Source organism: Peribacillus sp. Aquil_B1, from assembly GCF_022603275.1.
Classification (GTDB): domain Bacteria; phylum Bacillota; class Bacilli; order Bacillales; family DSM-1321; genus Peribacillus.
In genome coordinates this window covers 865380-879552 of record NZ_JAKXEE010000002.1, presented here as the reverse complement: position 1 = coordinate 879552, position 14173 = coordinate 865380, and the positions used below count along the sequence as shown (strand labels likewise).

General features: G+C 45.9%; 9 protein-coding genes. All 9 read left to right on the top strand.

All coding sequences use genetic code 11. The annotated features are described in order from the left end of the window. The first annotated feature begins 524 nt into the window (after positions 1 to 524). Complete coding sequence (locus MPH60_RS17995; RefSeq protein ID WP_241591375.1) at positions 525 to 1772, top strand: amidohydrolase family protein; 1248 nt, start codon at positions 525 to 527, stop codon at positions 1770 to 1772. A gap of 24 nt (positions 1773 to 1796) precedes the next feature. After that, the gene (locus MPH60_RS17990; RefSeq protein WP_241591377.1) at positions 1797 to 3047 is read left to right on the top strand and encodes an amidohydrolase; all 1251 of its coding nucleotides are present in this window, start codon (positions 1797 to 1799) and stop codon (positions 3045 to 3047) included. Positions 3048 to 3075: 28 nt separating this feature from the next. Next, positions 3076 to 4323, top strand: coding sequence for an amidohydrolase (locus tag MPH60_RS17985; RefSeq protein WP_241591379.1), 1248 nt, complete (start codon positions 3076 to 3078; stop codon positions 4321 to 4323). A 661-nt stretch (positions 4324 to 4984) separates the two neighbouring features. After that, positions 4985 to 6280 (top strand): uracil/xanthine transporter, encoded by a 1296-nt coding sequence (locus MPH60_RS17980; RefSeq protein ID WP_241591381.1) that lies wholly within the window; start codon positions 4985 to 4987, stop codon positions 6278 to 6280. A 294-nt stretch (positions 6281 to 6574) separates the two neighbouring features. After that, positions 6575 to 6829: a heterocycloanthracin/sonorensin family bacteriocin gene (locus MPH60_RS17975; protein WP_241591383.1), complete on the top strand. Its 255-nt coding sequence runs from the start codon at positions 6575 to 6577 to the stop codon at positions 6827 to 6829. 143 nt (positions 6830 to 6972) lie between these two features. Continuing rightward, positions 6973 to 8916 carry a putative thiazole-containing bacteriocin maturation protein gene (locus MPH60_RS17970; RefSeq protein WP_241591386.1) on the top strand — a complete coding sequence of 648 codons (1944 nt, stop codon included), beginning with the start codon at positions 6973 to 6975 and terminating at the stop codon, positions 8914 to 8916. A gap of 29 nt (positions 8917 to 8945) precedes the next feature. Then, positions 8946 to 10856: a TOMM precursor leader peptide-binding protein gene (locus MPH60_RS17965; RefSeq protein ID WP_245406345.1), complete on the top strand. Its 1911-nt coding sequence runs from the start codon at positions 8946 to 8948 to the stop codon at positions 10854 to 10856. Positions 10857 to 10879: 23 nt separating this feature from the next. Beyond that, the gene (locus MPH60_RS17960; protein ID WP_241591389.1) at positions 10880 to 12448 is read left to right on the top strand and encodes a SagB family peptide dehydrogenase; all 1569 of its coding nucleotides are present in this window, start codon (positions 10880 to 10882) and stop codon (positions 12446 to 12448) included. 206 nt (positions 12449 to 12654) lie between these two features. Continuing rightward, the gene (pdxR, locus tag MPH60_RS17955) at positions 12655 to 14085 is read left to right on the top strand and encodes a MocR-like pyridoxine biosynthesis transcription factor PdxR (RefSeq protein WP_241591392.1); all 1431 of its coding nucleotides are present in this window, start codon (positions 12655 to 12657) and stop codon (positions 14083 to 14085) included. Positions 14086 to 14173: the final 88 nt, after the last annotated feature.

Sequence of the window (14173 nt, the reverse complement as noted above, 5' to 3'; positions counted from 1 at the left end):
AATAAAGTGCCTCAACGGTCGAATAAAGTGCTGGGTAGGTCGAATACTGTGCGTGAACGGCCGAATACAGTGTGGTTTAGGTCGATAAACTGTGTCAACGGCCTAAGACAGTGCAGCGTATCGAATAAGATGCTCGGGTCTTTACTGTAATCTTCATTAGATTGAAGAGATTTGCGGTACTCCTGCCGAATTACTGGCTGGCTGGAACCCCAAAGGCGCTTGCTTTGATGCGGATGGGCCGACCGCCCGCGGAAAGCTAGTGCCTGAAGGGAAATCAACGACTGCAAAAAAAGGGGATGATCTCTGAAATCAATTGAACTTTTAAATAAAAAACTGCAGGCAAATTGAGTTTTCATAGAGTTGTCTACAGTCTGAAAGGGTTCATCCATTATAGGGTGAGCCTTTTCTTTGACACAATAAGTAAAAATAACATAAAAACGAGTAAAAATTCTGAAATTATTTGCTGAACTTTAAAACTATAATGAAAGTGATGCATGTTCAATCTGAATGGAAGGGTGAGTTTAATGTCTCAATCGTATTGGTTGACGAATGTACGCTTGGAAAATGGTTTTACTTATAATGAAAATGAAACGATCACCGGCACTGAAACCGGTCATTACCACATCAAGATTGAAAATGGAAAAATAACCTCCATTTTATTGGCGAAAGAATCGATAACGGATCAGGACCCGCAGCATGATGTTCACGGCCTCCTGATGGTCCCTTCGTTTAAGGAAATGCATATCCACATTGATAAAACGTATTATGGCGGTCCGTGGAAGGCTTGCATGCCTGCCATTAATGGCGTTAAAACCCGGATAGAGGAAGAGCAGGTTTTACTGCCAGAATTATTGCCTACCGCTAAAGTAAGGGCAGAAAAAATGCTGGATTTATTATTGGACTTCGGATCTACCCATATTCGCACACATTGCAACATCGACCCCGTTATAGGACTGAAAAACTTAGAGGCCACCATTCAGGCACTGGAAGGATATAGTGATAAATTGACGTATGAGATCGTCGCATTCCCGCAGCATGGACTATTACGCAGCAATTCCGTCGGTTTGATAAGGGAGGCCATGAAGAATGGCGCGAATCTGGTAGGCGGCGTGGATCCAGCCACCATTGATGAAAACATAGAGCGGTCACTTGAAACGATCATGGATATCGCGGTTGAATACAATTCCGATATCGATGTCCATTTACATGATCCGGATCATCTTGGACTCTTCACGATGCAGCGCCTCGCTTCACTGACGGAAGACGCAGGCTGGCAAGGAAGGGTAACGGTTAGCCACGCCAGCGGTTTGGCAGATCTTTCTGTCCCAGAGGCTACGGGCATCGCCGAAAGATTTTCGGAAACAGGAATATCGATTACATCCACAGTGCCCATCTTCAGGACGATCCCCATCCCCCTGCTTCATGAAAAAGGGGTGAAAGTTGAATTGGGTAATGACAGCATCACTGATCATTGGACACCTTTTGGCATCGGGGACAATTTGGAAAAGGCCGGTCGCCTTGCAGAAAGGTTTCGCATGATTGAAGAACGTTCCTTAGCGCAAAGCCTGCAATTCATAACAGGAGGGAAGACCCCATTAAACCAGGACGGGGTCAAGGCATGGCCTAATGTCGGGGATGAGGCGAATATCGTGTTGCTTGATGCCAGCTGTTCTGCGGAAGCTGTGGCTAGAAGGGCAAAGCGTGCAGCTGTCATCTTCAGGGGCAATGTTGTTAGCGGATCCATTTCATCTTTTGAGACGACAGGTGTTTAATCTTCTATTAAAGAGAGTGATTTGATGAATGAAGCATACTGGCTTACAAACGTTACACTTGATAGTGGATTTGTTTTTAAGGATGGTCGAATTGATCGGACGCAAACAGCTACTTACAACATGTATATAAAAAATGGGATCATAAAGGATTTGCAAGTGGCTTCAACTATGCCTTTAAAAACGGATGGTCCCGTTCTCGACGCGAGAAAGCTGCTTGCACTTCCTCCTTTTAAAGAGATGCATAACCATCTTGACAAGACTTATTTAGGACTGCCATGGAAATCATGCACTCCGGTTCCGAACTTAATCGAACGCTTAAAGTTAGAAGCAAAAGAGCTTGCTGAACTGGCTGAAACTGGACGGCTCCGGGCTGAACGGATGCTTCAATTATTGTTAAGCGGAGGGGCAACGCATGTAAGGACGCATGTTAACATCGATCCGTACATCGGTATGAAGAACTTGGAGGAAATTCAAAAGGCGCTAAGTAGTTTCAGAGGGAAAATGACATACGAGATCGTCGCATTCCCGCAGCGTGGACTGCTAAGAACGAATTCAAAAGGGTTGATGAGACAGGCGATGAAAGAAGGGGCATCCTTGGTGGGCGGCCTGGATCCTGGCGGAGTGGATAACAATATAGAAGCTTCCCTATATGAAATGATCGATTTGGCTGTTGAATTTGATGCAGATATTGATATTCATATACATGATCCCGGTCATCTTGGTTTATATACGATCAAGAAACTGGCTTCCTTGATCGATGAAGCAGGGTGGGAAAACAGAGCAGCCATCAGTCATGCTTTTGCGCTTGGTGATGTTTCAATAGGAGAATCAAATGAACTGGCCAGTGAATTATCAAACTTGGGGATAGCCATCATGTCTACAGTTCCGATCAACCGGGTCATTCCCCCGATTGATTCACTGCATGAAAAAGGAGTCCATGTTGCTCTCGGGTGCGATGGCTTTTATGACTCCTGGTCCCCATTCGGTACTGGAGATATGCTGGAAAAGGCAGGCCGTTTGGCCGAGAGGTACATCTGGAAGGACGAGTATGGATTGTCTCAATCGCTTCAATTCATTACCGGCGGAGTCAGGACATTGGATCATGAAGGAAATCGTTTATGGCCGAATGTGGGAAATGACGCAAGTATGGTTTTTGTGGATGCATCATGTGCTGCCGAGGCGGTTGCCAGGAGATCAACACGGGCTGCGGTCATGGTCAATGGAAATCTGGTTTACGGCGGACTCGATCGCGAATCTGCCTTGAAGTCGAATTGAAGGTCTATTTCAAGAAGGGATGAAGATCATGAATACAATCTATTGGTTAAAGAATGTTCGTTTGGAATGTGGTTACCGAAAAGAGAATGAACGAGTTACAGGAACGATGACCGGGTTATTTCATCTGTTGATGGAGGATGGGAGGATCACGAAGATTGTCAAAGACGGGGAAGCCTTACGTGATGATTTACCAGTGGAAGATGCAAAAGGATTGCTGGCTTTACCATCATTCATTGAAAAGCATGTCCATCTTGATAAGACACTGATGGGGGATGTTTGGAGAGCGTGCACTCCTTCTTCAAGTGTCATTGAACGCTTTGAAAATGAGAAAAGGGTTCTGCCTTCCATTGCAACAAGCACATGTAAACGTGCAGAATCTTTACTGGAAATCCTGTTAGCTTCTGGCTCTGCACATATCCGGACTCATGTTGATATCTATCCGGAAGCGGGATTGCAAAACTTAGAACAAGTACAACAGGCGCTTGCTGGCTATTCTAATAGACTCAGTTCAGAAATCGTCGCATTTGCGCAGCACGGATTGCTACGGTCCGGATCTGTCCAGCTTGTCAAGGAGGCATTGCGAAACGGAGCGGGAATCGTCGGGGCGGTCGATCCAGCCACAGTCGATAACAATATTGAAGCATCGCTGGTACAATTGATGGATTTAGCAGTGGAAGCGAACGCTGATGTGGACTTGCATTTACATGATCCCGGCCATCTGGGCACGTTCACCATGAAGCGTTTGGCAGCTCTGACCAAGCAGGCGGGCTGGGAAGGCAGGGTAGCATTAAGCCATGCGTTCGGCATCGGGGACGTATCCAGGGAAGAAGCCTATGAACTGGCTGACATTCTTAGGGAGGCGGGGATTTCCATCGTCACCAGTGTTCCGATTAACAGGCAGATGCCCCCGGTTGATTTATTACATGAAAGAGGGGTTGAAGTATCGGTTGGCAATGATAATATCTTTGATGTATGGTCCCCACTTGGGAATGGTGACATCTTGGAGAGGGCAGGAAGGCTCGCTGAACGATTCAAATGGATTGATGAAGTTTCACTTTCCCGTACACTTGGGTATATAACTGGCGGAAAAACCCCATTGGATGAAAAGGGTATCCAGGTATGGCCGAAGGCGGGGGATGTCGCAAGTCTTGTGTTGATTGACGCAAGCTGTTCGGCAGAGGCAGTTGCCAGGCGTTCTGAACGTAAAGCGGTCATTTACAAGGGGAATTTAGTTTCCGGTTCACTATATAAACAAAAGCAGTCCATTGAACGGTAGGACTAAACGAAAGGCTCTTTTCGTTAAGATTGTTGTTTTTAAAACGAAACGATTTAAGGTTGATTGGAGCGCAAGTGCGAGACTCCTGCGGGAGCAGCGGGACAGGTGAGACCCCACAGGCGTCTTACGCCGAGGAGGCTCACCGCCCGCCCCGCGGAAAGCGAGCATCTGGAGGGGAAATCAACCAACCGCTTTACTTGGTAAATAGCAACAAAGTATGCGAAAACAGCCAAACGAAAAAGGATTTCCGGGTACTTCCGGATTTCCTTTTTCGTTTTGGTTATGGAACGGCTGTCATGTACTTTTACTTACTTATGTTATATGCTGAGAAAGTGATTTTTTTGCTCTTACTTCATTACTGTTATACCCCGGTATATTTAAAACGGGCTCGCTTCTTATTGCCCATTTGCCCTTGCAGCCTTAGTCAAGCCAACAAATTAGCAGGGAGCCCCAGTCTTTGTTACTATTAATGGTAACGTTATCATTTTGCATGAGATCTGCAAAGATCATATGATTTAAATCATCTGTCCAGCAATGGCAGCAGATCCTCCGGGAACTGCGTTTACTATCATGATGTTGTCCTATCGCCTTTGTTAAGGGAAGGGCAGTTGAAATTCACCATGAGCTTAAAAAAGTATCATGTTCAAAGGAGATGGAATCTATGAAAAGTTGGAGATCTTCTGTGACTCTATTTTCTTCTTTTCAATGGTTGTTTTTTATTTTTGCAAATACGGTAGTAGTGCCCATATCGATTGGCGCAGCTTTTGATCTTCCTCCCAATGTTACGGAAATGACCATGAGAAGCTCGCTCATTTTCACCGGGCTCGCTTGCGTGTTTCAGGGTTGGAAGGGGCATAAGTATCCACTTATGGAAGGTCACTCCGGTCTATTGTGGGGAGTGATGTTGAATTTAGGGTTATCAGCACCATCCATAGGGCTCGGTTATGCAGAGGTAGGAGGGGGAATTGCCACTGGCCTCATTGCAGCTGGTGTCGTGACCCTCATTATTGCTGCCTTCAACCTGATTTCTTATGTCCAGAAGATTTTTACCCCCATGGTCATGACGGTTTATTTATTCCTTCTGACGTTCCAGCTCATCTTTGTCTTTTTCAAGGGGATGCTGGGGATTACGGAGAATGGGGAAATTAACATCCCGGTAAGTTTCCTATCAGTGGGGATTGTACTTTTAGTAAGTATATTAAAGATAAAAGGACCAAGGACCATAAGCAATTTCTCCATATTGATCGGGATTATGGTGGGATGGATTTTTTACGAGCTGCTATTTCCGGAGGCAAGGGGGGAAATGGGATCGACGGGTGCCGCTTTTTCATTTTTCCCATTAGGTGCTCCCAACCTGGAATTCGGGATCATAGCGATATCCTTTTTTGCAGGATTACTGAATTTGTGCAACACGTTCGCTTCCATTCAAGCCGCATCGGAATTAATCGGTGATGAAGCTGAACACAAGCAGTATCGAAACTCTTTATTCATGACTGGCGGTTTTACCATTTTCGCCCCGTTGCTTGGCCTTGTTCCGTATACACCTTTTACTTCATCCATCGGATTTTTGCAGAGCACTCAAATCTATGAGCGGAGGCCCTTCTTACTTGGTGGCATGTTATTGACCATAATTGGGCTCATTCCTCCTTTCATCTCTTTCCTGGCCACCATGCCGATAACAGTCGGGAATGCAGTATTGTTTGTTGCTTACCTTCAGCTGTTCGGTACGGCTTTCAATAGCCTCAAGGGTCAGCATTTCACTTCAGACACGATATTCAGGCTTGCCGTACCAGTATTGATTGGAGTGAGCTTGATGAACATCCTGCCTAATGCTTTTTCGAACGTTCCCGCGCTTCTACAGCCCTTTTTGACAAATGGGCTCATAATGGGCGTATTGATATCAATCGTGATGGAAAAATCGGTAAACTGGAATCGATATGAACAACTGGAGAACTAATGTGACTTCGATTGAAATGGCTATACATAAAGGAAAACGAAAATGCCAAGTGACTTTTAATGACTTAATTTAAGAGGCGATCAAGAAAACCGGAAGGGAGTTACCCCTTCTGGTTTTTTGTTTTTTCATTTGTCTTTTAATGTGAAAATGGGCGTTTTATTCAGTAGCAATACCCACTCCCCATACATATTTTGTTGAAGGGAATACTTGACGTGGTTTTAATTCCCTGACCATTTCGTTCCGGTTTCCTGTACGAAGCACTACCTTATAAATAATAAACGGAGGTTTTATAAAATGTATGAATTTCAAAATCAATTACAAAACCTGAATGTCGATGATTTCCAGGTAACTCAGCCAGTTCCTTGGGATCAAAACCAGTACAATTTGGATGATTCGTCCCGACAATTCATTGGTGTGGGCGGTTGCTTTGGTTGTTTTGGCTGTTTCTTGTGCTTCGGTTGCTTTGGTTGCGGCGGTCGCTGTGGTCGCTGTGGTCGCTGTGGCGGTTGCGGACGCTGCGGAGGTCGTTGCGGACGTTGCGGCGGTTAAGTATCCAGGTTTTCTAAAGGTGGTCCCTGCATGTACAGGGACTTTTCTTTATATCATTAGACATAAGAGACAAATTGTCATACATAGAATTAGAGTGAAGTATTGAAGCAGAATTTAGAATGCTTCGGGTTAGGAGGAGCGGAATGGTGAATTTGACCCCTTCTATGCGTTTAAAAGTGAAAAGGGATACGTTTTTTCTTCCGGAACCAAATAGAGGTGTGTATTTCAGGAATAACATAAGTTCGTTCCGTATGGAGGGCAGCACGATCGTTCAGTGGATTGAAAAGTTATTACCGATGTTTAACGGGAACCATACATTAAGCGAGTTGACTGATGGATTGCCTGGCCCATACCGGAATCGGGTGATGGAAATTGCCGAGGTTTTGTACGGTAATGGGTTTGTTCGGGATGTAAGTCAGGACAGTCCCCATCAATTAAGGGAACAAGTTCTTGAAAAGTATGCTTCGCAAATTGAGTTCCTGGAAAGTTGCGGCGATTCCGGGGCTCACCGTTTTGAAGCTTATCGAAAGAAAAAGGCGTTGGCTATAGGCTCTGGCCCATTGTTCCTTTCATTGGTATCCTCACTGATCGAATCCGGATTGCCTGCATTTCATATCCTCATTACGGACACGATGCCGACCAATAGAAAAAGATTGAATGAAATCGTGGCACACGCGCGTAAGACGGACGACGAGGTTGCGATAGAGGAAGTCGTGCTTGAAAAGGAAGCAGAGATTGAATGGCAGGAGATCGTGCGGCCATTTGACTCGATATTATATGTGTCACAGGAGGGGGATATAGAAAAATTAAGAGAACTTCATTCGGTTTGCAGGCAAGGGAAAAAGATCCTGTTTCCTGTATTGATCATCAATCAAGTAGGCATGGCTGGTCCGCTTGTCCATCCTGATTCAAATGGTTGTTGGGAGTCAGCGTGGCATCGTTTGCATCAAGCCGAGCTGGAAAAGAATCAAGCTTCATCTTCTTTTTCCGCTACAGCCGGAGCGATGTTAGCCAATATCATGGTATTCGAATGGTTTAAAGACGCTACAGGCGTTACGACAGCAGAACAAGCCAATCAGTTTTATCTGTTGGATATGGATACATTGGAGGGAAAATGGCATCCGTTCATTCCCCACCCTGGGGTGACGGGAAAAGGGGCTGCTGCATGGATTGAAGATTTTGAACGGCGGCTTGAACAGAATTCGGATTCGGTTGAGCCGGGGAAGTTATTTATGTATTTCAGCCGGTTGACATCCTCGGAATCCGGTATCTTTCATCGTTGGGATGAAGGGGATTTAAAACAGCTGCCGCTGGCTCAATGCCGCGTTCAGGTTGTTGATCCGCTGTCATCCGGTCCGGCCGAACTCCTGCCCGAAATCATCCGTTCAGATCTGACTCATGAGGAAGCGAGAAGGGAAACCGGTCTTGCAGGAGTTGAAGCATATGCATCCAGAACACTCAGCCAGCTCGTTGCGACTCTTCCTCCGCTTAAGAGTGCAGACGAAATAAAGGAATCGATCGGCGTCGGAGCAGGGGAAACATTTGCTGAATGTGTTTGCCGTGGACTGCAAAGCAGTTTGGATACAGAGTTTTTAAATGAGCGGTTCAACCAGGAGAAACTTGTGACGGTGCAATTGGCTCAAGTGGAAGATGAGCGCTGCAGGTATTATTTACAAGCGTTGACCCGGCTGCAGGGAGATCCGATCATCGCCTTGGGTGAGGACATGTCAGGTTTCCCGGTAGTTTGGGCAGGAACGAGCGATGGCTGGTCCGGCGCTGTCGGTTTGAATGTAACGATCGCATTACGGAACGCATTGCAAAAGGCCGTCATGAAAATCCAAAACCAGACCGTTTGCTTAACAGCTCCAGGCTTAGTGGCATCGCCTGTTCTTGAGGAAGAAAAGGTGGATCTTGTAATTCCTTCATGCGGGGTGAAAGGGAATCCCGAAATGGTGCAGTCCGCCATTCAAGCCTTGAAGAAGAACAGTAAGCGAATCCACGTTTTCGAAATGGATCTGGAACCTTTCTTGAAGGAAGAAATTGCAGGTGTATTCGGGGTGTTTTTGCGAGAGGAGGAATCAGGGTGAAAACTGACGTATTGGTTGTCGGGGAAGGAATGTTGGCCGACCTGGTTCATGGGGGCCTGTCCGGCCAATATCAGGTGAATCGCCAAAACGATTTCGAGGCAGGAATCCCGCAAACGTCGGCCATGGTCCTTCTACTGCAAGATGCTTGGAATCCCGCTGTCCATTTAAAGGCCGAAGAGGTGATCGCGCAGGCGGGCATTCCATGGCTGCGGGGATTCGTATCATTTGGAGAGGGAGTGATAGGTCCGCTGGTGCGCCCAGGTGTTTCTGGCTGCTCACAGTGCGCGGACCAAAGGTATCTCATGGCCGGGCGTGATCGAAAAGAAATGTGGGGAATCCGCCAGCAGCTGGAGGAAAATGGGGGGATAGAGCGTGATGCATCGGCATCCCGCACAGGTCTTTTACAGATGGCCCACTTGATTTGTGCAGAGGTAAGGAAGGTGATGAAAGGAGAACACGCCCGGTCGGAAGGGCATGTATCATTAATCAGCCTGAAGACGCTGAATGGTTCGTGGCACTCATTTTTACCAGATCCATTGTGTCCGGTTTGCTCAACATTACCTGAAGACTCGAAAGAGAGTGCTAGAATTTCGTTGCAGCCAAGTCCAAAAGTCAGTCCCGACAGTTACCGTACCCGTTCGATGGAGGAGCTGAATGAAGTTCTGGCCAAGGATTATTTGGACCATCGAACAGGTTTCTTGAATAATAAAATGATAGACCTTGTACCGCCATTTGCCGATGTAAGTGTTAATTTGCCTTTGTTCATAGGAGATGAGGGGTCGGCAGGCCGGACTCTCTCATATGAGGTCAGTGAGATGACTGCCATATTGGAGGGATTGGAAAGGTATTGCGGAATGGAGCCCCGCGGCAAACGGACAGTCATTCATGACAGCTACAATAACCTAAAAGATTTTGCGCTCGATCCCATCAGGATAGGGGTACATTCGAAGGAAAATTATGCACAGCGGGATTTCCCGTTTCAACCGTTTAATCCTGACCGCTCGATAGATTGGGTTTGGGGCCACTCATTTTTGCAAGAGCGGCCGATATTGGTCCCGGAATTGCTTTCTTATTATAGCTTGGGCTGCGGTCACGGATTTGTCTATGAAACTTCCAATGGCTGTGCTCTAGGGGGAAGTTTGGAGGAGGCCATTTTCTACGGCATCATGGAAGTGGTCGAACGTGATTCGTTTCTGCTGACCTGGTATGCGCAGCTGCCCCTCACACGTCTTGATCCTTATTCTGCAAATGACAAAGAACTGGAGCTGATGATTGACAGGGCGAGGGCGGCAGCGGGATATGATATCCATTTGTTTAATTCGACGATGGAACATGGTATACCGAGCGTATGGGCGCTGGCAAAAAACAGGAAACAAAAAGGATTGAATATCATATGTGCGGCAGGGGCCCATCTGGACCCGGTCCGGGCGGTGAAAAGCGCGGTCTTCGAGCTGGCTGGCATGATGCTGACCCTAGACGATAAATTGGAAGAGAACCAGGATGAGGTTGAGAAAATGCTGCATGATTCCTCACTGGTACGGAAAATGGATGATCATGGTATGCTGTATGGTTTACCGCAAGCCGAAGAGCGACTGCAGTTTCTGCTGGATGATGACCGCCCGATGCGAACTTTCGCTGAAGAATACGGGGAAAAGGTCAATCATCCGGACTTGACGGAAGATTTGCAGGAAATCCTTCAGGAGTTTCGCCGCTTGAAACTCGAGGTGATTGTGGTGGATCAAACGACACCGGAAATTGCACGAAATGGACTACATTGCGTGAAAGTGCTGATCCCGGGGATGCTGCCGATGACATTCGGCCATCATCTTACCCGCATAACGGGGCTTGAGAGAATACTGAGGGTTCCGATGGAACTCGGGTATGCTGAACGGCCGCTTGATTTCGAACAGCTCAATCCACATCCGCATCCTTTTCCATAATCGGTGATTTAGGAGGTTGGAGGATGAGTCTAGAGACATTTTTGCACAATTTACATTTTGATATCGAAAAGGCAAGTCCGCCGGATTGGGAAGTGGATTGGGATGATGCGCCGCTAACGTATAAGCTTTACCGTGACTTGCCTGTTTTTCCACTATCACTGGAGGTGCCGCTGACACTCGCGGGGGAGAGCGGGCCTTCAAAGCAGGACCTCGAACGAATCGGTCATTTCCTCTGGTATGCATATGGCCTGACCCAAGTCAGTCAGGTAGCGAGATCCTCTGAATCTGAGGACCTCATGCAGTCATTCCGGCGTTTTCCGCCATCAGGGGGAGCTTTGTATCCGAGCGAATTGTACGTGTACTTGAAGATGGAGGGATTACCTCCTGGTGTATATCATTATGATGCAGCACACCACCGGTTGGTATTGCTGCGGGAAGGGAATTTTGATTCCTATTTAACAAAGGCACTTGGTGAATCCTTTGATATGTCCGCATGCTTTGGCGCAGTTTTTGTATCGACGATGTTTTGGAAAAACTTCTACAAATATAATAACTTTTCATACCGTCTGCAAGGTCTTGATGCAGGCGTGCTTCTTGGACAGTTGCTCGAAGTGGCGAAACGCTTTGGAATCACCGCTGGGGTGTGCTTCCAATTCCTTGATCGGGCCATAAATCATCTGCTCGGGCTTTCGGAAGAGGAAGAGAGCACATATGCGGTGATCCCCTTATCAGCAGAACCTTCTTGTAGATTCAGGGAAGAAAGGAGTATGGACCGGCCTGTCACTTCGAGGGAATTATTGCTGGAATTGAAGGAAATTCAGCCTGAACACTATGTTCGGTCGCAAAGGATCAGGGAATTTCCGATGCTAACTAAAATGAATGCAGCATCCATGATCGAATCCACCCAATCATTCCGGCGGATCAATCCAAAGAATGGAGCGGACTCCGAAGGACATATTGTAGCCCTTCCTATCGTGAAGCGGCTGTCCTATGACTTGGCATCAGTTTGCCGGAAGCGATTTTCACCTGAAATGGACTTCGTACTCCGGAAAGTCAGTCAATGGAAACTGGCTGCTCTCCTGCAGGAGGCAACCGCTTCGTTCTCCTATCGAAATGACTTGGATGGAAAAAACGAGAACAACGAACATCGCGTTTCATTATATGCTTGTTTGTATAATGTGGAAGACATTCAAGATGGTGCATACCATTACGACAGCACGACGCATTCATTGCAACAGATACAATCAGGAGATCAGCGGCTCCGATTGCAATACGGAATGTCCCTCGATATCATGAATTTTCAGCAAGTGCCGATCTGCATACATGTAGTTGGTGATCGGGACTATTCCAAAACGCAACTTGGATATAGAGGATACCGAATCCAGCAAATGGAGGCGGGGATGCTCGTTCAGAAATTACTGCTAGCGTCGTCAGCCCTCGGAATGAACGGGCACCCGCTGCTCGGCTTTGATGTGAATATGTGCGATGAACTTTACAAGATAAGCGGTCCGCAAAGGAAAACGGGCCTGATCCAAATCCCCATCGGAAACTATCTGAATCGCCCTTGGCTGAAGGGGAGTCTGCATAGTTGAAAAAGATGAAACGAAAGCCTCCATTTCATTTAAGGAATGGGGGCTTTCGTTTTTATTTTGCAGGACAGCTTTTATCCTAAAAGTGCAATAATCTCGACTGAAGATTATACTGAAAATAAAAGGTTTTACTGCTTTTGGGAATGAATAAGTATATTAAGTTAATCATGTAGAACGATTTTAACTAAACATTTTAAAGGATGTAGCTTATGGAATGGAAAACGGACAGAAAATCCAAGAAGCCTTTATATAAACAAATAGCAGCTTACATCGAGAGTGGCATTGGTGATGGAACATTTTTATTGGATAGGCCGCTACCGTCTGAACGCTTCTTGGCGAGTGAACTGGGAGTTAACAGAAGCACAGTTGTTAAGGCTTATGATGAATTGGAAGCAAATGGACTTGTTGAACGAATAAAAGGAAGCGGAACGATGATCAGCAAGGATATCTGGGGAATTACACGAAAACGTATACCTAGTTGGAATCGATATATCGAAGCGGGTTCTTTTTTTCCCAATATGCCAGTAACCCAAAGAATACGCAAAGAGACGGAAGGGAATACCCTTATTAACTTAGCTAGCGGGGAGCTTTCAGAAGACTTATTCCCAGTCCAATCCTTACGTGAGATCATTGCTAATAGATCCTTCATTGGTAGTTTGGGTTATGATCACCCACAGGGCAATACGGTTTTGAGGGAAACGATAACCAATCATGTTAAACGGTATAGGAGAATTGACACGCAGCCATCTTCCATACTCATTACTTCTGGTGCACAGCAAGCCCTGCATCTGGTGGTCCAATGCTTGTTAAAGCCAGGAGATGCCGTTGTATTGGAAGATCCATCATATAGTTACAACCTTCCGATCTTTCAATCCGCGGGACTAAGAACTTTTCCTTTGCCGGTTGATAAAGACGGCATCAATCCAGAGGATTTACTGGAACTCCATAAAAAACATCGGATCAGGATGATTTTTTTGAACCCTATATTTCAAAATCCTACAGGAACTGTCCTTCATATCAACCGTCGTAAAAGGATTCTTGAGCTTTCATCCGAATATGGAATACCGGTTATAGAAGACGATCCTTATAGTTTGACTTCCTTTGCCGGGGAAGAGATTTCCACTCTTAAATCGATGGACAACAACGGAAATGTTTTATATATAAGCTCTTTGTCAAAAATTGTTGCTTCCGGATTAAGAATTGGGTGGATTATAGGACCGAAACCCGTTATAGAGAGACTATCTGATGCTAAGCAGCAGGTTGACTTCGGCCATGGCGCATTCACTCAATGGATAGCAAATGATTTTTTGGATTCAGAGTATTTTCCAGCCCATATTAACTACTTAAGAGGGAAGCTGGAAAAAAGAAGGGATGCAATAGTTTCGAGTCTTAACGAATTCCTACATAAAGAAGTTGAGTATTATTCGCCAAATGGTGGAATTCATTTGTGGTGTAAGCTGAAGGTGCCATTGAACGAAATAAAGTTACTGGAGGAATCCATCAAAAGAGGGGTCATCTACGTTCCTGGTTCAACATTAGGTACAAATAAGGAATATGTACGCTTTACTTTTGCAAGGGAAAATGAGGATTCCATTCACGAAGGCATCAAAAGGTTTGCAGAGGCTGTAAAAAGTTTATAATCATATGCTTTCATGTTCATACTGTAGACAAACTGGTTCGGTTTGCCTGCAGTTTTTTTAATTAAAAGAGTCTGGTGATTTCAAAAGT

Coding starts and splice junctions, on each gene's coding strand:
- MPH60_RS17960 (WP_241591389.1), top strand. CDS start 10,880: ATGAGTCTAGAGACATTTTTGCACAATTTACATTTTGATATCGAAAAG.
- pdxR (WP_241591392.1), top strand. CDS start 12,655: ATGGAATGGAAAACGGACAGAAAATCCAAGAAGCCTTTATATAAACAA.
- MPH60_RS17975 (WP_241591383.1), top strand. CDS start 6,575: ATGTATGAATTTCAAAATCAATTACAAAACCTGAATGTCGATGATTTC.
- MPH60_RS17970 (WP_241591386.1), top strand. CDS start 6,973: ATGGTGAATTTGACCCCTTCTATGCGTTTAAAAGTGAAAAGGGATACG.
- MPH60_RS17985 (WP_241591379.1), top strand. CDS start 3,076: ATGAATACAATCTATTGGTTAAAGAATGTTCGTTTGGAATGTGGTTAC.
- MPH60_RS17980 (WP_241591381.1), top strand. CDS start 4,985: ATGAAAAGTTGGAGATCTTCTGTGACTCTATTTTCTTCTTTTCAATGG.
- MPH60_RS17990 (WP_241591377.1), top strand. CDS start 1,797: ATGAATGAAGCATACTGGCTTACAAACGTTACACTTGATAGTGGATTT.
- MPH60_RS17965 (WP_245406345.1), top strand. CDS start 8,946: ATGTTGGCCGACCTGGTTCATGGGGGCCTGTCCGGCCAATATCAGGTG.
- MPH60_RS17995 (WP_241591375.1), top strand. CDS start 525: ATGTCTCAATCGTATTGGTTGACGAATGTACGCTTGGAAAATGGTTTT.